The sequence below is a fragment of the Actinoplanes sichuanensis genome (genome assembly GCF_033097365.1).
In the GTDB taxonomy this organism is placed as follows: domain Bacteria; phylum Actinomycetota; class Actinomycetes; order Mycobacteriales; family Micromonosporaceae; genus Actinoplanes; species Actinoplanes sichuanensis.
Genome location: NZ_AP028461.1, coordinates 1,809,479 through 1,827,980 on the forward strand (window position 1 = coordinate 1,809,479; position 18,502 = coordinate 1,827,980).

The window sequence follows — 18,502 nt, forward strand, 5'->3', positions numbered from 1 at the left end:
GCGTGAGCGGGGAGAGCGAGACATGTTGAACGGTGTGATCCTGGTCGGTGCCCTGCGTCAGCGGGTGGAGAAGGCGATCGGCTGGCACGGCCCGGCACCCACCGGGAAGGCCCGGGGTCCGGTCGGGATGACCACGACCGCGGGCCTCTCGGTGCTGCGCCCGCCGATGACCTGGTTGGGCAGCCCCGCCGCCCGCCAGGACTGGGTGCGGGCGATGGCCGCCACCCTGACCGCGGCCCCGGGTAGGCCGCTGCCGCCCGGTGTGAACGGCATCGCCTCGGCCGTGGACCGGCATGTGCTGGAGGTGGGTTCGGCCGCCGAGCAGACCGTGCTGTGCAATCTGATCCGCCGACACTCACCGGTGCTGATCGCTCTGACCGGCCGGTCCGGTACCGGTACGCGACGGCTGGGCGCGGCGCGTGACCAGGTCGCCGCCCGGCACCTGGACGCCGCCGACCCCGAGTTCCGCACCCTGTTGGAGGCGCACCTGCGCCGGGTCGAGGGCTTCGAGGCGATCGACCGTACCGACGTCCATCCGTCCACCGAACCGGACGGCACACCCACCGTGACCGTCCAGTGTGTCGATGCCGCCGCCACCCTGGCCGCGGTCCGCGCGCACGCCCTGCTGCTGGCCGCGTTCGCGCTGCGTGCCCGGCGGCTGGTCCAGGAGGGCGTCGCGGTGGAGACGGTGCCGCAGCGTGTCGTCGACGAGAACCGGGCCCGTGCCGTCGCCAGCGGTCTGCGGGCCCGACCGACCGACGACGTCGGGTCCACGCTGCGCCACCGTACCCGCGGGCTGCTCGCCGACGTGCTGGCCATCGAGCTGGACAATCTGGACACCCAGCCGGAGGAGCTGTTTCCGATCCTGGCTCCGATCGAGCGCCTGGCCGACGACGACAGTGTCCTGACCGGCAACCCGGACACGATCAGCCGCGCACTCACCGACACGACGGCCGGCGGCCCCTGCCTCGCCGCCGCGCGCCGCGCGGCCGAGGGCCGCACCTGGTTGCTGGTGGAGAGGTGGGCGGGCGTCATCGCGGCCCGCGGCGGAGGCGTCGAACCATCGAGGGGTACGGCCGGAGCGCGCCGATGACAGCCGTGGACGTGATCCTCGACCTGCGGTCCTGGCCGGACCGAGTCCGTGACCCGGCTGGTCTGACCGCCCTCTGGGACCAGGTGGAACGAGCCCTGAACGGCACCGATCTGCGCCGCCGCCCGATCAGCCGGGTGACCCTGCCCCGCGGTGTGGTGGCCGTGCACCTGGCCCGGGCCGAGTCGGCCGCCGTGATCCGTCCGGACACCGCCGTCCGGGTGGTGAACGTCCTGGAGAGACCACATCTGCAGCACCCGTGCCGGGCCTGCACCGCTCCCGGGGCGCAGAGCGAGGGAGTCTTCCGCTGCCCGGGCTGTGACAGCGCCGGCTGGCTGTGCGCGGGCCACGCCCAGGTGCTCGACGGCGCCCTGATCGGCACCTGCCGGAAACACCGCCCGGCCTGTGTCGAGTGCGGCAAGGCGGCCACCTACCGCTGCGCCGGCCCCGGCTGCCGGGGTCAGTCCACACACTGTGACCAGCACCGACGCAACCCGGCCGGGGGTTCCGGGTGGGGGTACTGCCCGGGCTGCCACGGCACGCTGTTCCCGGACTGCGCGATGACCGAGTGCGGCAACGTCGGCTCGGCGGGCTGCGAGTTCACCGACGACCGGCTGCGCGGCTGCGGCCGGCGGCTGTGTCCTGAGCATCTGCGCCGCTGGCAGGTGTTCGGCCCGGAACGTCTCGGCCTGGCCCTGTGCGCCCGCCACGAGACGGCTCTCGGCGGTGTCCCGGCGGCCGAGCTGGTCCGGCGGATCGTCGGCGGCACCTACGCCCGGCACCAGGGCGACCGCAACGCCGACCCGCTGCCGAGCCTGCGGGCGGTCGGTTACACACTGCGTAACTTCAAGCACTTCACCCAGGCCAACGACCCGCACTGGATCCGTAAGACCCTGCAGACCTCGGGTGACGCCTTCGGGCCGGGCGCCGAGAAGGTACGCCAGTTCGTGCGACAGCGCGACGAGAAGGGTCTGCCGCGGCCGTGGAAGCGCGAGATCGAGGAACTCGACAGTGTCCGCGGCAGCGGCGAGAAGCTGCTCGACCAGGCCCGGGCGGTGCTGCGGGCCCAGGGCGGCCGGGACGGCGCCCGACTGGCCGGGGAGCTGAGCCTCGGCGGGTACATCGCGCCCCGCCGGATCGGCGGCGAGGACCGGCCCGGCCAGTTGTACCTGCTCGTGCCCCGCCACCGGCGGGACCTGTTCCGGAAATGGCAGTCCGCGATGAGCCGAGACCTCACGCAACGTAAAGGCAGCGAGATCCTGGTCCTGCCGGACCGGGGGAGCGGGGGCGTCCGGTGAAGGTCGACTCCACCACCCATCGCACGGTCGCCGTGCCGTCGATCGCCGCCGGTGTGTCCGTACAACTGGCGGTGTCTCGGAAAGGACCGCAAGGGCCGGCCCTGCTGGAGGTCGACGACGGCGGGCGACGGACCGCGGTCGCCGTCGACGTGCACCGTCATGACGGTGTCCCGGACGGGGCGCTCGTGGTGCCCCAGGAACTGCACGACGAACTCGGTCTGGACGGCGGCCGGTGGACGCTGCGGGAACGGCCCGCGGTGCAGGCGCGCGGTCTGGTGCTGGAACCGGCCACGGTGCGCGCGCCGGACCGGATGACCCGGGAGATCGCCACCGGTGGGCTGGCCGGCGCGCTGCTCACGCCCGCTCCCGGGGGCTGGGAGCCGCTGGTGGTCGGCGGGTCGACGTACGAGATCAAGGAGGTCCGGGGCGCGGGCCGGGACTCGATCGTCCGGATCGGCCCGGAGACCACCGTGGAGATCTTCGCGCCGGGCGCTCGCGCCGGCGTCGACATGGTGATCCTCGCCGACGTCAGCGAATCGATGGACGTCGCCGACGTGCCGAAACCGTCCGGCGGGTACGTCAAACGCATCGACGTGCTGAAACGGTCGTTGCGGGCGCTGCTCACGGTGCGGGCCGCGGCGCTCGGCCCGGCGTCGCAGGTGGCACTGCTCGCGTTCGACTCGAAGGCGCGGACCCGGTTCCCGACCGCCGGTGGGATGGCCACCCTGGACTCGGCGTCACCGAAGGCGGTCACCGAGAGTTTCCGCAAGGCCGTCGACCAGCTCGCGCCGCGGCCCGGCAGCCACACCGACATCCAGCGCGCCCTGCACGCCGCCGCCGAGTTGCTCAACCGGCACGGACGGCCCGCCAACGAACGGGTCATCGTGCTGGTCAGTGACGGTGCCGACTGTCCGCCGCGGCGCCCCGAGGACACCGGCCGGGTGTTCGGGGCGCTGGACGAGCCGGTCAGCCTGATGGAGCACCTGCACCGGGACATGAAGGTGCGGCTGCACGCCGTCGGAATCAGCACCGAGGAGTGGTTCCACAAGCGCTGCGAACCCAACGCCCGCCTCGTCCCCGACCATCGCCTGCTGCAGAAGCTGCTGCTCGCGGCCGGTGGCGGACGGCCCACCATCGGCGGGGTCGACGACGTCGGCGACTACTTCTCCGAGGTCGGCACCGGCCTGCGCTACCCGGTGACCGGCCGGCTGACCGCACTGCCGGCGTTGCGCCTGGACCGGAAGATGCTGCAGAAGCTGACCGTCCGCCGGGCGGCCGGGCCGGACCGCGACAAGCTCGCCGACGAGTTCGCCGGGCTGGTCCGGTCGGTCAACGAGCGCAGCCAGCAAGCGCTCGGCGGGGCCTTGTTCCAGCGTGGGGTGCTGCCGCAGGTCGAGTATCTGCTGCTGCGGGATGTGCCGGCCGACATCGCGGAGTTCACCAGGCAGCTCAGCAGCCACCTGCGGCGCCTCGGCCCCTTGCCGCCGGGGGCTTCGGACGCCGCGTGTGTACGCGAGTGGACCGCTCTGATGAAGCGGCTCAACCAGGCGCTCGTCGCCGAACGCGACCTCAGCGAGGTGTCCCGGGTCTGCCAGTGCCCGTCCCGGGAGATCCCGGACGTCGCCGTCGCCGTGCTCGGCACGCTGTGCCGGCAGCTGCGGGCCGTCGACGACGGGCTGCGGAGACTGCCGACCCGCTCGGCCGGGGCGCCGACCACCCGCCGTCCCGTCACCGGCGGTGCCGTCCGCGCGCTGGAACGCACCGGCACCCTCTCGTTCCGGTCATGAGCGGCGCCCTGTGGGTCGACGGGCCACTCGGCCGCCGGGAGTTCCGGCTGGTCCGGCGCGTTCGCAGCGGCGGTGAGGGTGAGGTCTGGCAGGCCGAGCGCACCGACAACGACGTCACCGCCCGATGGGCGGTCAAGATCCTGCTGCCGGAACGCATCGCACCCGACCGCAACCCCCGCCGCGTGCTCAACGAGTGGATGCGCCGCTGGCAGCAGACCATGATGCGGGTCGGTGCCCTGAACCTGCCCGGTGTGGTCTTCCCGGCCGGTGTGTTCACCGGGCCGCGTCCCTACACCGGCGGCGGGCCGGACGACTCGGCCGGCCGCGCGCTCTACATGGTCAGCCGCTGGGTCGACGGCGGTCAGGACCTCGACCGCTGGCGCACCGGACATTTCGAGGTGGCCGCCTGTCGAGGGCTCCTCGACCAGATCTGCACGCTCGTGGAGAGCCTCGGCGACGAGGGCATGGTCCACGGCGACCTGACACCGGGCAACATCATGGTCGAACACGGTGAGGTACGTTTGATCGACTTCACCCGACTCACCCACACCGACGCCACCCCGGTCCTGCCCGGCGGCACCCGCGGGTACATGGCGCCCGAGCTCAGCCGTCCCGGTGTCCGTGTCGACCCGGCCATCGACCGGTACGCGGTCGGCACGGTCGCGTACTTCCTGCTCGCCGGGGTCGACCCGGCACATCAGGACGCGGCCCGCACGGTGCGCCGGCAGCTGCCCCGGTACGGGTATCCGCAAGCCCTGGCCGACCACGTGGCGGCCCTGCTGGATCCGCGGCCGGAGCAGCGTCCCCGGCTCAGCGCGTGGGCCCGCGACCTGGGGCGGCTCATCGGTGGCGCGTACCACTCCGACGGTTTCGAAGAACTGGCCCTGACCGTCGACGCCACCGGGACCACGCAGATCGCCGCGGCCGGTGGCCGCCGCATCGCGGTGGCCCAGGCCGGAAGCCGTCACCAGCCGCTGCTCGACCACCTGCCGCTTCCGGCACCCCAGGGGGTACGGGCGATCGCGCTCGCCCGCCGAGGCAACGGCGATGTGGCGGTCTTCGCCCGAGGTAACGACCGAAGTGTCACGGTACGTGTCGACGGCACCTGGCGAGTCCTACCCGGGGTGACCGCACACGGGCCGCTGCGGGCCGCGACCAGGGCCGACGGCGGGGTGAGCGCCTACCTCGCCGGTGCTACCGGCCTGACCGTGCTCACCGTGGGCCTCGACGGGGAGCCGACGGTCGAGCACCTGACCGAGAGTGCCCGCCGGGTCCTGGCGGTCGCGTCCGGCCCGGCCGGTGACGTCCACCTCGCCGTGGAGGACCACACCGGACAGGTACGGTGCGGCCCGGTCGGGGGCCTGCGCCCGGCCGGTCTGGCCGACGTCGACACGGCCGCCCTGTGCGTGAACAACCACGACGAGCCGGTCCTCATCGCCGCCCAGGTCGGAGCGGCCGAACTCACCGAGATCACCGACCCGGCATCCGCCGACCGGGCCGGCCGGCGCCCGCTCCCGGGCCGTCCCGGCATTCGTGACGTGTCGTGCCTGTGCCTGCGTACCGGTCTGCTGCTGGCGGTGGCCGCCGACAGCGGCCTGTGGGTCCGCCCCGAGCGGGGCGACTGGACCTGCCTCTGGCCGGAGCCGGTCCAGCAGGTGGCCGCGGTCCAGGGTTACGGCTGGCGGGTCCAGTTGGTCGCGCTGGCCGAGGGCCGGGTCCTGTTCGCCGAGGAGGACGCCCCGGACCGCTGGCCCCCGAGAGCCCATTTCCTGAAGTCCCCCGGCGACTGACGGTCAACCCGGGCTGTCGTGGCCGGTCGGCAGGGCGACGGCGAGGTAGGCACCGTCCGGAGTGACGGCGTATTCGAGCCGGTCGACGGTGTCGTCGTGGATCGACAAGCGGACCACGACCGCGCCCTGGGGAAGGTCGCCCGGATCCACCTCGTCCTCGTCTTCGCCGAAACCGCCCAGGCCCCGCCAGGGCAGCGGCCCGGTGGAGACCGGCTCGGCGGCCGGGCCGACCGCGCACAACGCGGCCAGCAGCACGAGATCGGAGATGTCGGCGTAGACGACGGGCGGACGAACCGGCCAGTGCTCGTGATCGACCGCCGCCGCCACCTCGGCGACGTCCGGAATCCAGACGCCCGGGTCGATCGGGCCCCGTTCGAAAGCCGGCCAGCGGCGCCGGATCCAGCCGGTCAGATCGTCGAGCCCGGCCCACTCGTCCGGCGTCGTGGCCGGCACCACCCGGAAACCGCGGACCACTTCGCGCACGATGGCGTCGAGGGTGATCACATCGTCGCGCCCGACCGGGAAGACCTGTTCACCGGCGGGGAAGAAGCCGCGCAGGACACCCGAGGAATGGACCGTGAGCGCGTCGGTGCTGCGCATGCCGGACAGCATACGCCGGGGTTGTCGCGGTGCTGCAAAATGCTACAAATACCGCACGGCCACCCAGGGAGCCCCCACAGTGTCTGACCCGATCGGCAAACTCGCGCCACACCAGCGGGCTCTGCTGGACACCTGGCTCCCCGGCGCGCGGGTGGTGCGCGACCACAGCTGGGGCATCGTGGAGACCACGGTTCTGGAGCTCACCCACGGTGACCGGCGGTTGATCCTGAAAGCCGGCGGCGCCACCGACCACCACATCGCCCGTGAGCTTCGCGCCCACCGCGAGTGGCTGACCCCGTGGACGAGCCGGGGCCGGGCGTCGTCTCTGGTGCACGGCGACGTCGACGCGAAACTACTGGTCACCACCTATCTGCCGGGTGAGCTGGTGACGGCGGTCAGCCCCGACGTCTTCCGTCAGGCCGGCGAGTTGCTGGCGATGCTGCACGACCGCCCGTCCGGCACCGACGACTACGAGCGCCGGGAGAACGCCAAGTGCCTGAGACTCCTGGACGGCCCGCACCGCATCGCCCCGGCCACGGTCGACCGGCTGCGCGAGCTGATCACCGGTTGGCCTGCCGAGCCCGAACCCGTCGTACCCACGCACGGTGACTGGCAGCCCCGCAACTGGCTGATCCACGAGGGCGTGGTCGCCGTCATCGACTTCGGCCGGGCCGCGCTGCGCCCCGCCTACACCGACCTGTCCCGGCTGGCGGCCCAGGACTTCCGCGACGATCCCGCTCTGGAGACGGCGTTCTTCGAGGGGTACGGGTCGGATCCGCGCACGCCCGGCGGATGGGATCGGGGCCGGATGCGGGAGGCGATCGGCACCGCCTGCTGGGCCTACGCGCAGGGCATCGACGACTTCGAGGCGCAGGGCCACCGGATGATCGCCGAGGCGCTCGCGGAAAATTCTTCGTCTGACGTGTCAACCGGCTGATCCATCGAACCCGTCTCAGTCGCGAAACACCTGACGGGGAGGGTACGACGATGAGGGCTGGCTCGGATGACGAGTTCACCGAATACGTCACGGCACGGATTCCCGTGCTGCGGCGTCTGGCGTATCTCCTGACCGGTGACGGTCATCGGGCCGACGATCTGGTCCAGCAGACGATCACGACGCTGTATGTGAAGTGGCAGCGGGCGAGGGCGGCCGACAACCTGGACGCCTACGTGCGCAAGATGCTGGTGCGCACCTATGTGGACGAGAAACGCCTGGCCTGGGCCCGGGTCGGCCTGTTCCGTGAGGCGCCGGAGTCCGCTCCGGTCGCCGACGGCGGAGCAGAGGACCGCCAGGTGGTACGCGCCGCGCTGTCCCGGTTACCCCGGCGCCAGCAGGCCGTCCTGGTGCTGCGCTTCTACTACGACCTGCCTGTCGACGAGGTCGCGGCCATGCTCGGCTGCACCTCCGGCACGGTCAAGACCCACACCTCACGTGGCCTGGCCACGCTCCGGCGCCTGCTCGGTGACTCCGACGCGGCCGCTTTCCAGTTCGCGAGCTGACTACTTCCAGGAGCGATGATGCGCACCGAGCATGACCTGATCCAGTTGCTCGACGACGAGCCACCCACTCCGTCCGCCGTCGACGTCCGTGGTGCGATCGCCACCGGCCGCCGTCGCCGGGCGATCCGCAACGCCGGTTTCGCCGGGGCCTCCGTGACCGCGCTGGCCGTCGCCGGTGTCGTCGCGGTCAGCAGCAACCTGTTCGTCCCGGGCCCGGCCCCGGACGAGTTCGCCGGTCCGGTCCCGGTCCCGACGGCCTGCACCGTGCAGGATCCGGCCGGGGTGGCCGGGTCGGTGGTCCGGGGATCCGACCCGACCGGCCGTTACCTGGTCGGGCGCACCGAGCCGACCGCCGAGGCGGTGCTCTGGCGGGACGGTCGCGGCGCCGTCGTGGATCTGCCCGGCGCCGGGCGGTCGGCTCTGACCGGGGTCAACAGCTCCGGGACGGCGGTCGGCTGGCGGTTCGAGGCGGACGGCCGGCCCGAGCCGGTCCCGTTCGTGGTCGAGGACGGCAAGGTGTCGCCGCTGCCGGGTTCCGGGCACGGCCTGCCCCTCGCGATCAACGACGCCGGGACGATCGTGGGTGACTCCGGCGGGCACCCCGTGCGGTGGTCGTCGGCGACCAGTGAGGCGGTTCGTCTGGCGCTTCCGCCCGGGGCGGTGCGGGGTAGCGCGATCGACGTCGACGAGGACGGCACCGTGGTCGGTGACGTCGACTGGAAGGGGTTCGTCTGGATGCCGGACGGCCGCCGGTTCGCGTTGCCCCTGCCGGAGATCGGCGGTGAGAAGGCGTCGATGAGCACGATCTTCGGGATCCGTAACGGCTGGGTCGTCGGCTGGGCCGCCACCACTGAGCGTCCGCCGTCCGGGAGCGCCTCGGTGATCGCCCGGCAGACGGTGTCGATGCGGTGGAACGTGCACACCGGCGAGACCAAGATCTTCCCGGCGACGCAGCTGGAGCCGACCGCGGTGAGCGCGGAAGGCTGGCTGGTCGGCATGGCGAGCGGCCGGGGCCCGGTGCTGGTGGCGGGAACGACCACGCTGGACCTTCCCCTTCCCGGGGGAGCCATGGCGGCGGCCGACGCGCAGTTCTCGATCAGCGACGACGGCCGGACCATCACCGGCCTGATCGTCGACGCGTCCGCCGCGCGCCGCTCGGTGATCTGGCACTGCAACTGACGGGGGAGCGGGGGCCGGCCACTTCGGGCCGGTCCCCGCTCGGGTTCCGGCCGGGTCCGATTGCCGTTTCCCGATCAGCGAAAGCATCACCTGGGCGGCCCCGGAGGCGTGAGCGCGATCCGGTGGTGGCCGCCCGGCACCTCGACGAGCTGAGCCGATTCGGTCACGGCGAGGATCGGGAGCGGGAAGGCCGACATGACGTCGAGGACTGCCGCCCGATCGGTGACCCCGGTGGCGAGCGTGCAGTGCGGCAGGAGACGGTCGGGCCGATAGTAGGGCCGGATGTCCTCGGCGATGGGCTCGACGGCTTCGTGGACCCGCCGGTGCAGGGTCAGGAACCGCTGCGAGGGGATGGCGCCGAGGAAGGCCACCGACTCGTCGGTGAGGAAGAAGCCGAGGCTAGCCAGCGGCAGCGGGAGCCCGGTGGCGGTGGCGAGGACCGGCCGCAGGGCGTCGGCGATCCGCGCGGGGTCGTCGTGTTCGAGGACGGACAGGCTCACGTGCGGGTGGTAGTCGGCGCCGGGGCGGCTGCCGAGCGAGGGGACACCGTGCTCGTCGAGGGCCGTCCAGATCTGCCTGACCCGCCGGTCGGACTGCTCGTCCAGGAAGAGCTCGATCGCATGGGGCACGACGGTCAGACTCTCACGGTATGGGCCACGCTCGGCGTCGATGGTGACGCCCGGCCGGCGGGGAAGCCGGCCGGGACGGGGTTCACCTACTTGTGGGGGACGGCGCGGTCAGTATCCGTAGCGGCTCTTCAGGTGCCGCCACCAGTCGCGGAACATCCAGGCGTCGAACTCGGTGATCGACGCACTGCTGCCCGCCTTCATGATGAAGTTGCTGACGCCGCTCGGGGTCCAGTCGTAGAAGTCGTCCAGACCCCAGGTGTGGCCGATCTCGTGCAGCAGAATCGTCATGTTGGCCGCGTTGAGGTTGTTCATGAAGTACTCGCGGCCCATCCGCTGACCCCAGTCGCCGCCCGCGCCGCCGCCGAAACCGTCGGTCAGCCACAGTGACTGGTCGTAGTGGCGTGCGTAGCCACCGGGACAGTTGGGGTACTGCCCGTTCTGGTTGAAGAACCGCCCGCACGGGGTCGAGCACTGCGGGGCGTTCTCGCGGATGTCGTTGACGTAGATGTCGACCGACGTGTCCGTCCACTGCAGCTGCGAGCGGTTGCGGACGGCCCAGCCGACGACCTTGACCGGCACGTCACCGTACGGCCAGGCGTTGTGCCCGACCAGCTCGTCCATCCACTTCTTGTGCTGCCGGGCCAGGGTGGCGTGGATCTGGTCGCGCTGGGCGGCCGTCACCGACGCCGACGAGTCCCAGCGGACGCAGTAGTTGATGTACCCACGGTTGGCCATGATCTGGTCCCAGCCGTAGTTGCGGAACCCGTACAGGTTGCCGTTGTTGTAGGTCTGCTCCTGGTGCTGCCAGACCTGGTTGAGCGGGGTGACCAGGTTGGCCGGCGGACTCCAGGTGGCCGGCGCGGCCAGCGCCGCCGAGGCCGGGGTCAGGAAGATCGCCATGAGGATGGCGATCAATCTCCTGCGCATGGATCCCTCCTTCTAGGACGTAACATCGAACCGTTTCGATGTTCCGGCCACGCTGCCTTACGAAACCGTTTTCGGCAAGATGTCCGCCGGGTTACGCGCCGCGCCGCGAAGCCTTGACAGGGCGTTTGCTGGAGTATTACGTTCCTGAAAACCTTTTCGGTACAGCATGGACGCCAGATATTCCAGGTGAGCCGCAGGATTCCATCGCGGCTGCTGAAACCTTCCGAAACTTTCTGAAAGCGATTCATGGAGGTACTCCGTGCGAAGAATCCTGGTGTGGACCGCGCTGGCGGCCCTGATGGCGGGCCCGCTCGTGGCCTGTTCGTCGGAGGGCGGCCAGGGTGAGGCGCAGGCACCCACCGGAGCCGGGGTGGACGGTGTCGACGACGGCTCCGAGTTGACGCTGTGGACCCGGGCTCCGCTCGAGCTTCAGGCCAAGGCCCTGGTCGACGCCTACAACAAGTCCCACAAGAACCAGGTCAAGCTGACCATCGTCCCCAACGACGACTACGTGGCCAAGGTCGGCGCCGCGGCCGGAAGCGGTGACCTGCCCGATCTGTTCGCGGCCGACATCGTCTACGTGCCGAACTGGACCGAGGCCGGGCTCTTCTCCGACCTCACCGAGAGCATCGCCAAGCTGCCGTACGCCGACAAGATCAACCAGGGGCACCTGACGGCCGGCACGCACGAGGGCAAGAAGTACGTGCTCCCGTTCGTCCTCGACCTGTCGGTGATCTTCTGGAACAAGGCGCTCTACAAGGAGGCCGGCCTCGACCCGGAGAAGGGCCCGACCACCCTCGACGAGTTCAAGCAGCAGGCCCTGGCCGTGCAGAACCTGAAGAAGGCGGACACCTACGGCACCTACTTCGGCGGCAACTGCGGTGGCTGCAACGTCTTCACCTGGTTCCCGATGGTCTGGGCCAGCGGCGAGGACGTGATGGACCCGGAGGGCAAGAAGTCGCTGCTCAACGGTTCCGCCTCGCAGAAGGTCTACAGCACCTGGCGTGACCTGCAGACGGCCGGCGCGATCGCACCCGGCTCGAAGGACGAGACCGGCGCCACCTGGGTCGCCGCGTTCCAGGAGGGCAAGATCGGCGTGATGCCGTACCCGGCGACCCTGCTGCCGACCGCGTCGAAGACGGTCGACGTCGGCGTGACCGGCATCCCGGGCGTCTCCGGCGGCCAGTCGACGTTCGTCGGCGGCGACGGCATCGGCATCTCCAAGGACGCCGAGAAGACCCAGCAGGCGTGGAACTTCATGGCCTGGCTGATGTCCGAGAAGGCACAGGTCGACGTGCTCGCCGCCGGCAACAGCACGGTCGCCCGGACCGACCTGGCCGACAACCAGTACTCGGCGAAGGACCCGCGGGTCGCCACCATCAACAAGGTCGCCGGCCTGCCGACCAGCAAGACCCCGGTCGCGGTCAACTTCCAGCAGGCGTTCAACGCGCCGGGCAGCCCGTGGGTCACCCTTCTCCGCAACCAGGTGTACGGCGACGCGTCCACCCTGGAGAAGGACAACGAAGCAGTCACCCAGGTTCTCGGCCAGTGAGCGTGGCTTCACGGATCAGCGTCACCGAGCGGTCCGGCCTGGTCTCCAGGCCGGCCGCCGCCCGGAAGCGGAAGTTGACCGGCTGGGCGTACGCGGCACCGACCGCCCTGTTCGTGCTGATCTTCTTCGTGACGCCGATCCTGCTGGTGGGCCGGATGTCGGTGTCCGACTGGGGGCTGTTCGCCGGCAACCGCGGCCTGAACGCGCCGGAGAACTTCACCGACGTGGCCGAGTACCGGCTGTTCTGGCCCGCGGTCTGGTTCACCGTCAAGTACACCCTGGTCACCACGGTGATCCTGCTCGGCCTGGCCCTGCTGCTCGCCCTGATCGTGCAGGAGTCGAGCCGCTGGACCGGGTTCCTGCGCACCTCGTTCCTGGTGCCCAGCGCGCTCGGCCTGGCGTCGGCGTCGCTGCTGTTCTACGCCCTCTACTCACCGCAGAGCAGCCCGTTCGGGTTCCTCGGGGTGTCGTTCCTGGGCACCCCGACGGCGGCGCTGTGGTCGACGGTCGCGCTGATCGTGTGGCGGTTCGCCGGCTTCTACATGCTGCTGCTCCTGGTCGGGTTGCAGGGCATCTCAGCCGACGTGTACGAGGCGGCCCGGCTCGACGGCGCCGGCCGCTGGCAGACGTTCCGCTACGTCACGCTGCCGCTGCTGCGGTCGTCGATCGCGCTGTGCACGATCCTCTGCGTCACCGGGTCGATGCTCGCGTTCGACCAGTTCTACCTGCTCACCAAGGGTGGTCCGGACAACAGCACGCTGACCATCGTCCAGCTGATCTACAACTTCGCGTTCTTCGGCGGCAACGACCTGGGCCGCGCCGCCGCACTGTCGATCATGCTGCTGGCCGCCCTGCTCATCGCCAACGTCCTGCAGTTCCGGGGACTGCGCGGGAAAGAAGGGTGACGCGGTGATCCGTACCCCGCAGAAGGTTTTGACCGGCGGTCTCGCCCTGTTGTTCCTGTTCCCGCTGCTCTGGGCGAGTGTCGCGTCGGTGAGTCCGCAGGCGGGCTCGGCGCAGATCGACGGGTGGGGGTTGGGCAACTACCGGACTCTCGCGAACTACCAGGCCGGCATCGGTCAGTACCTGCTGAACTCGACCGCGGTGTCGCTGATGACGGTGGCGTTCACGCTGTTCGTGTCGCTGCTCGGCGGCTACGCGTTCGCCCAGTTCCGGTTTCCCGGCCGGGACCTGCTGTTCCTGGTCACGCTGGCGATCCTGATGGTGCCCTACGCGACCCTGTTGATCCCGCTCTACGTGTTGCTCAACCAGCTCGGCCTGCAGGACTCGCTGCTCGGCCTGGCACTGGTGCTCACCATGTTCCAGCTGCCGTTCGCGACGTTCATGATGCGGATCTCGTTCGAGTCGGTGCCCAAGGACCTGTCCGAGTCGGCGCAGGTCGACGGCTGCGGAACCCTGCGCACCCTGCTGTACGTGCTGGTCCCGGCGGTCAAACCGGGCCTGATCACGGTCGGCCTGTTCGCTTTCCTCGCCGCGTGGAACGACTTCATCACCCCGCTCGTGCTGATCAGCGACTCGGCGAAGATGCCGCTCCCGCTGGCCGTGGCGAACATGCGCCAGCAGGTGATGGGGATCGTCGACTACGGCGCGACCGAGGCCGGCGTGGTGGTGCTCGCGCTGCCCTGCGTCGTCCTGTTCCTCGCACTCCAACGGCACTACGTCCGCGGTTTCATGTCCGGCGCACTCAAGGGCTGATGATTCACATGACGATCGACGAAACACTGGCCACCGCCGTGTCCGGAATGCCGGTGGCACCCACCCGGGGCCGGCTGCGGCCACTGGGCGTGGGCGAGGTGACCCTGCGGTCCGGCTTCTGGCAGCGGCGCCAGGACACCAACTCGGCGCACACGCTGGCGCACATCGAACGCTGGCTGGAGAAGGCCGGCTGGCTGGCGAACTTCGAACTGGTCGACGTGGGGGATCGGCGGGGGCGGGAGTTCGCCGACACCGAGGTCTACAAGTATCTGGAGGCGCTGGCCTGGGAGTACGGCCGGACCCGCGACCCGGAGATCGACAACCGGTACCGGGCGATCGTGCGCCGGGTGGTCGCCGCCCAGGAGCCGGACGGCTACCTCAACACCCTGTACGGCCGCCCCGGCCAGGCGCCCCGCTACAGCGACCTGGAGTGGGGGCACGAGCTCTACTCGTTCGGCTACCTGATCCAGGCCGCCGTGGCCCGGGCCCGCACCTACGGCCCGGACGAGCTGCTGGAGGCCGCGCTACGGGCCGCCGACCACGTGTGCGCCGAGTTCGGTCCGGAGGGCCGCAACGGGATCTGCGGCCACGCCGAGATCGAGCTCGCCCTGGTCGAGCTGTACCGGCTGACCGGGGTGCGCCGCTACCTCGACCAGGCCCGGCTGTTCGTGGAGCGGCACGGGCACGGGACGCTGGCCGACATCGAGTTCGGTCGGTCCTACTTCCAGGACGACATCGCGGTCCGCGACGCCGACGTGTTCCGCGGGCACGCGGTCCGGGCCACCTATCTGGCCGCCGGGGCGGTCGACGTGGCGGTCGAGACCGGGGACGCCGGGCTCCTCGACGCGGTCACCAGGCAGTGGCGCAACACGGTCGCCAGGCGTACCTACATCACCGGCGGCATGGGGTCCCGGCACCAGGACGAGGCGTTCGGCGAGGACTTCGTGCTGCCGCCGGACCGCGCCTACAGCGAGACGTGCGCCGGGGTCGGGTCGGTGCTGCTGTCCTGGCGGCTGCTGCTGGCGCACGGCGATCCGCGGTACGCCGACCTGATCGAGCGGACCCTGTTCAACGTCATCGCCACCTCGCCCGGCGACGGCGGGGACCGGTTCTTCTACACCAACACGCTGCACCAGCGGACTCTCGGCGCCGAACCGCCGGCCGACGTGCAGGTGCCCCGGGCCGCCTCCAACCTGCGCGCCCCCTGGTTCGACGTGTCCTGCTGCCCGACGAACCTGGCCCGCACCTTCGCCAGCCTGGCCGCCTACATCGCGACCGTCGACGACGACGGCCTGCAGATCCACCAGTACACCTCGGCGGTCATCCGGACCAGCGCCTACCACGTCGAGATCGACACCGCCTACCCGGAGGACGGCCTGGTCTCGATCCGGATCGTGGCCGGTCCGGACACCCCGTGGACGCTCAGCCTGCGCGTCCCGGCCTGGGCGTCCGGCGCCACCCTGGACGGCCTGCCGATCAGCCGCGGTCTGGTGCAGCTGCGCCGCGACTTCACCGCGGGCCAGGTCCTGCAACTTCGGCTTCCGGTCCAACCCCGGCTGGTCACCGGAGACGATCGGATCGATGCGGTACGCGGGGCGGCCGCCGTCGAACGCGGCCCGGTCGTCTACTGCCTGGAGTCGGTGGACGTGCCACCGGACGTGGCGTTCGACGCGCTCCGCCTGGACCCGGGCACCGTCCCGGTCGACGCGGACGGCACCGTCCTGGTCACCTGCCGCCCGGCCGCCGCCGCCGACCACGACTGGCCGTACCGCCCGGCGACACCCCCGACCGACGCCACGCCGGTGCGGGTCGCCCTGCACCCCTATCACCGGTGGGCCCGCCGCGGCCCGTCCACCATGCGCGTCTGGATCCCCCTGACCCCCGAGAGGTGAGTCCACCAGATGTCCGACAACGCCATGAGCCGCCGGCTCTTGCTCCAAGCGGGCGCCGCCGCCACGGTAGCGACCATGATCCCCTCCCCGGCCGACGCCGCCCCCGCCAAGTGCGCCACCTCCGTCAACGGCCTGCCGGTGCCCCGTTCCTGGCGGGCGGTGCCGTTCTCGCTGAACCAGGTCGACCTGGCGCCGAGCGTCTTCACCGAGAAACGGGACCGCATCCTGGCGTACGCCCGCGCCTACCCGGCCGACCGGATCGTGGCCAACTTCCGGGCCGCGGCCGGGCTGGACACGCTCGGTGCGCAGCCGCCCGGAGGCTGGGACGACGCCACCGGTAACCTGCGTGGCCACTACAGCGGGCACTTCCTGTCGATGCTGGCGCAGGCGTGGGCCGGCACCGGCGAGGCGGTCTTCAAGGAGAAACTCGACCACATCGTCACGGCGCTCAAGCAGTGCCAGGACGCGTGGGCCACCCAGGTCGGCCTGCCCGGCACCCCGCCACCGCCGGCGACCTGGACCGGCGGCGGTCTGGAACTGTCCGGCGACGGCCAGTACGTGGGGCTGCCGGACGCCACGATCGACGGGCTGACCGCGGCCACCATCGTGATCCGGCTGCGGATCGACGAGCTGCGGACCTGGTCGCGAGCGTTCGACTTCGGGGTCGGCCCGGCCGTCAACATGTTCCTGACGATCCACGACGGCACCGGCCCGCGGTTCGCGATCACCACCTCCGGCAGTGGCGGTGAGCAGCGCATCCCGGTCGCGACCGCACTGCCGGTCGGCGAGCCGGTGACCCTGGCCGTCACGCTGGACGGTCAGGTCGGCACCCTCTACGTCAACGGTGTCGCGGCCGGCACCAACCCGGCGATGACGTTGACCCCGGCCGACCTGGGCGCCCCGAAGAACAACTGGATCGGCCGGTCCCAGTACGGCGACGCCGGCCTGAAAGCCGTGGTCGACGAGTTCCACCTGTTCGACCGGGCACTGTCCGCCGAGGAACTGGCCACCGCGACCGGCAACCTGGCCTGGTACCGGTTCGACGAGACCTCCGGGACCACGGTCGCCGACTCGTCCGGCCGGGGCTGGGACGCCGCCGTCGTCACCGGCGCCGGCGGCCCGCCCGGCCCGAGTCACGCCGGGTTCCTGGCCGCCTACCCGGAGACCCAGTTCATCCAGCTCGAACAGTACGTGACCTATCCGGCGATCTGGGCTCCCTACTACACCTGTCACAAGATCATGCGGGGGCTGCTGGACGCGCACACGCTCGGCGGCAACGCCACCGCCCTGACCGTCGCCCGGGGCATGGGGGAGTGGGTGCACTCCCGGCTCAGCAGACTGCCCCGCGAGCAGCTCGACCGAATGTGGTCGCTCTACATCGCCGGTGAGTACGGCGGGATGAACGAGGTGATGGCCGACCTGGCCACCCTGACCGGCGACCGGACGTTCCTGACCACGGCCGGCTACTTCGACAACACGAAGCTGCTCGCCGACTGCGCGGCGGACACCGACACCCTCGACGGTAAGCACGCCAACCAGCACATCCCACAGTTCCTCGGCTACCTGCGGATGTTCGAGCAGGGCGCGAGCCGCGACTACCGGGCGGCGGCCGCGAACTTCTACGAGATGGTCGTCGGGCACCGCACCTACGTGCACGGCGGCACCGGCCAGGGCGAGGTGTTCCGCAAACGCGACGTCATCGCGGGCAGCATCGTGACCTCGACCAACGCCGAGACGTGCGCGGCGTACAACATGCTCAAGGTCGCCCGGAACCTGTTCGCCCTGACCCCGGACGCACGGTTCTTCGACTACTACGAACGGACCCTGGTCAACCAGATCCTCGGTTCGCGGCGCGACGCCGACAGCACCACCGATCCGCTGGTCACCTACATGCTTCCGGTCGGTCCCGGGGTGCGGCGCGGCTACGGCAACATCGGCACCTGCTGCGGCGGCACCGGCCTGGAGAACCACACCAAGTACCAGGACGCTGTCTGGTTCCGATCACCCGACAACGGCACCCTGCACGTCAATCTCTACATCGCCTCCACGCTGCGGTGGGCCGAGCGGGGCGTCACCGTCACCCTGGCCGGCGACTACCCGAGGTCGCCTTCGGCGACGCTGACGATCACCGGCCGGGCCCGGTTCGACCTGCGGTTGCGGGTTCCGTCGTGGGCCCGGACTGACTTCACCATCAAGATCAACGGCAAGGCTCAGAGGGTACGGGTGACCGAAAGCGGTTACGTCAGCCTCCACCGGGACTGGCGTACCGGCGACCGGGTCGAGGTCACCTTCCCGTTCCGCCTGCACGTCGAGCAGACCATCGACGATCCCTCGTTGCAGGCGCTGCTCTACGGCCCGCTCACCCTGGTCGCCAAATCAGCCGCGACCGACTACCTGCAGATCTCCGCGGACCCCACCACCGCGGTCCCGGGCCCCCGCCCGCTCACCTTCACCCTCGGCGACGTCCTGTTCGAGCCGCTCCTGCTCGGCGACAACGCCGTTCATCACACCTATTTCCGCCGTACCTGAGAGGTGTCTCCGT

Annotated in this window: 15 protein-coding genes; 12 read left to right on the forward strand and 3 right to left on the reverse strand. The window is 70.9% G+C overall.

Going from position 1 to position 18,502, the window contains the following annotated elements:
- The first annotated feature begins 22 nt into the window (after positions 1-22).
- Genes Q0Z83_RS07865 through Q0Z83_RS07880 form a run of 4 tightly spaced genes read left to right on the forward strand, consistent with a single transcriptional unit; the run spans position 23 to position 5,965 of the window.
- Positions 23-1,093, forward strand: a complete 1,071-nt coding sequence (locus Q0Z83_RS07865) for a hypothetical protein (protein ID WP_317793144.1) — start codon at positions 23-25, stop codon at positions 1,091-1,093.
- On the forward strand, positions 1,090-2,388 hold the full coding sequence (locus tag Q0Z83_RS07870) for a hypothetical protein (protein WP_317793145.1): 1,299 nt from the start codon (positions 1,090-1,092) through the stop codon (positions 2,386-2,388). Before Q0Z83_RS07865 ends, Q0Z83_RS07870 begins: the two co-directional genes overlap by 4 nt.
- A complete protein-coding gene (locus Q0Z83_RS07875) occupies positions 2,385-4,175 on the forward strand; it encodes a vWA domain-containing protein (RefSeq protein ID WP_317793146.1) in 1,791 nt (596 codons plus the stop codon). Before Q0Z83_RS07870 ends, Q0Z83_RS07875 begins: the two co-directional genes overlap by 4 nt.
- Positions 4,172-5,965 carry a protein kinase domain-containing protein gene (locus Q0Z83_RS07880; protein ID WP_317793147.1) on the forward strand — a complete coding sequence of 598 codons (1,794 nt, stop codon included), beginning with the start codon at positions 4,172-4,174 and terminating at the stop codon, positions 5,963-5,965. The genes Q0Z83_RS07875 and Q0Z83_RS07880 overlap by 4 nt, the downstream gene beginning before the upstream one ends.
- Positions 5,966-5,968: 3 nt before the next feature.
- On the opposite strand, the gene Q0Z83_RS07885 is transcribed toward Q0Z83_RS07880, so the two are convergent.
- The gene (locus Q0Z83_RS07885) at positions 5,969-6,565 is read right to left on the reverse strand and encodes a hypothetical protein (protein WP_317793148.1); all 597 of its coding nucleotides are present in this window, start codon (positions 6,563-6,565) and stop codon (positions 5,969-5,971) included.
- Between the two features lie 79 nt (positions 6,566-6,644).
- On the opposite strand from Q0Z83_RS07885, the gene Q0Z83_RS07890 reads away from it, so the two are divergent.
- The 3 genes from Q0Z83_RS07890 to Q0Z83_RS07900 are packed head-to-tail and all read left to right on the forward strand — an operon-like array spanning position 6,645 to position 9,244.
- On the forward strand, positions 6,645-7,502 hold the full coding sequence (locus Q0Z83_RS07890) for a phosphotransferase (protein ID WP_317793149.1): 858 nt from the start codon (positions 6,645-6,647) through the stop codon (positions 7,500-7,502).
- A 50-nt stretch (positions 7,503-7,552) separates the two neighbouring features.
- Positions 7,553-8,065 carry a SigE family RNA polymerase sigma factor gene (locus tag Q0Z83_RS07895; RefSeq protein WP_317793150.1) on the forward strand — a complete coding sequence of 171 codons (513 nt, stop codon included), beginning with the start codon at positions 7,553-7,555 and terminating at the stop codon, positions 8,063-8,065.
- A gap of 18 nt (positions 8,066-8,083) precedes the next feature.
- The gene (locus Q0Z83_RS07900; RefSeq protein WP_317793151.1) at positions 8,084-9,244 is read left to right on the forward strand and encodes a hypothetical protein; all 1,161 of its coding nucleotides are present in this window, start codon (positions 8,084-8,086) and stop codon (positions 9,242-9,244) included.
- 86 nt (positions 9,245-9,330) lie between these two features.
- Here the strand turns inward: Q0Z83_RS07900 and Q0Z83_RS07905 are convergent, their stop codons facing one another.
- The gene (locus Q0Z83_RS07905; RefSeq protein WP_317793152.1) at positions 9,331-9,873 is read right to left on the reverse strand and encodes a 2'-5' RNA ligase family protein; all 543 of its coding nucleotides are present in this window, start codon (positions 9,871-9,873) and stop codon (positions 9,331-9,333) included.
- 108 nt (positions 9,874-9,981) lie between these two features.
- A complete protein-coding gene (locus Q0Z83_RS07910) occupies positions 9,982-10,800 on the reverse strand; it encodes a hypothetical protein (RefSeq protein ID WP_317793153.1) in 819 nt (272 codons plus the stop codon).
- 259 nt (positions 10,801-11,059) lie between these two features.
- Here Q0Z83_RS07910 and Q0Z83_RS07915 point away from each other — a divergent pair, with 259 nt between their 5' ends.
- From Q0Z83_RS07915 to Q0Z83_RS07935, 5 genes are all read left to right on the forward strand, one after another.
- On the forward strand, positions 11,060-12,352 hold the full coding sequence (locus Q0Z83_RS07915; RefSeq protein WP_317793154.1) for an ABC transporter substrate-binding protein: 1,293 nt from the start codon (positions 11,060-11,062) through the stop codon (positions 12,350-12,352).
- Entirely contained in the window at positions 12,349-13,257 is a 909-nt protein-coding gene (locus Q0Z83_RS07920) for a carbohydrate ABC transporter permease (RefSeq protein WP_317793155.1), read from the forward strand. The genes Q0Z83_RS07915 and Q0Z83_RS07920 overlap by 4 nt, the downstream gene beginning before the upstream one ends.
- Positions 13,258-13,261: 4 nt before the next feature.
- On the forward strand, positions 13,262-14,068 hold the full coding sequence (locus Q0Z83_RS07925; RefSeq protein WP_317793156.1) for a carbohydrate ABC transporter permease: 807 nt from the start codon (positions 13,262-13,264) through the stop codon (positions 14,066-14,068).
- A gap of 8 nt (positions 14,069-14,076) precedes the next feature.
- Positions 14,077-15,960, forward strand: coding sequence for a glycoside hydrolase family 127 protein (locus Q0Z83_RS07930; protein WP_317793157.1), 1,884 nt, complete (start codon positions 14,077-14,079; stop codon positions 15,958-15,960).
- 75 nt (positions 15,961-16,035) lie between these two features.
- Complete coding sequence (locus tag Q0Z83_RS07935; RefSeq protein ID WP_317793158.1) at positions 16,036-18,489, forward strand: beta-L-arabinofuranosidase domain-containing protein; 2,454 nt, start codon at positions 16,036-16,038, stop codon at positions 18,487-18,489.
- Positions 18,490-18,502: the final 13 nt, after the last annotated feature.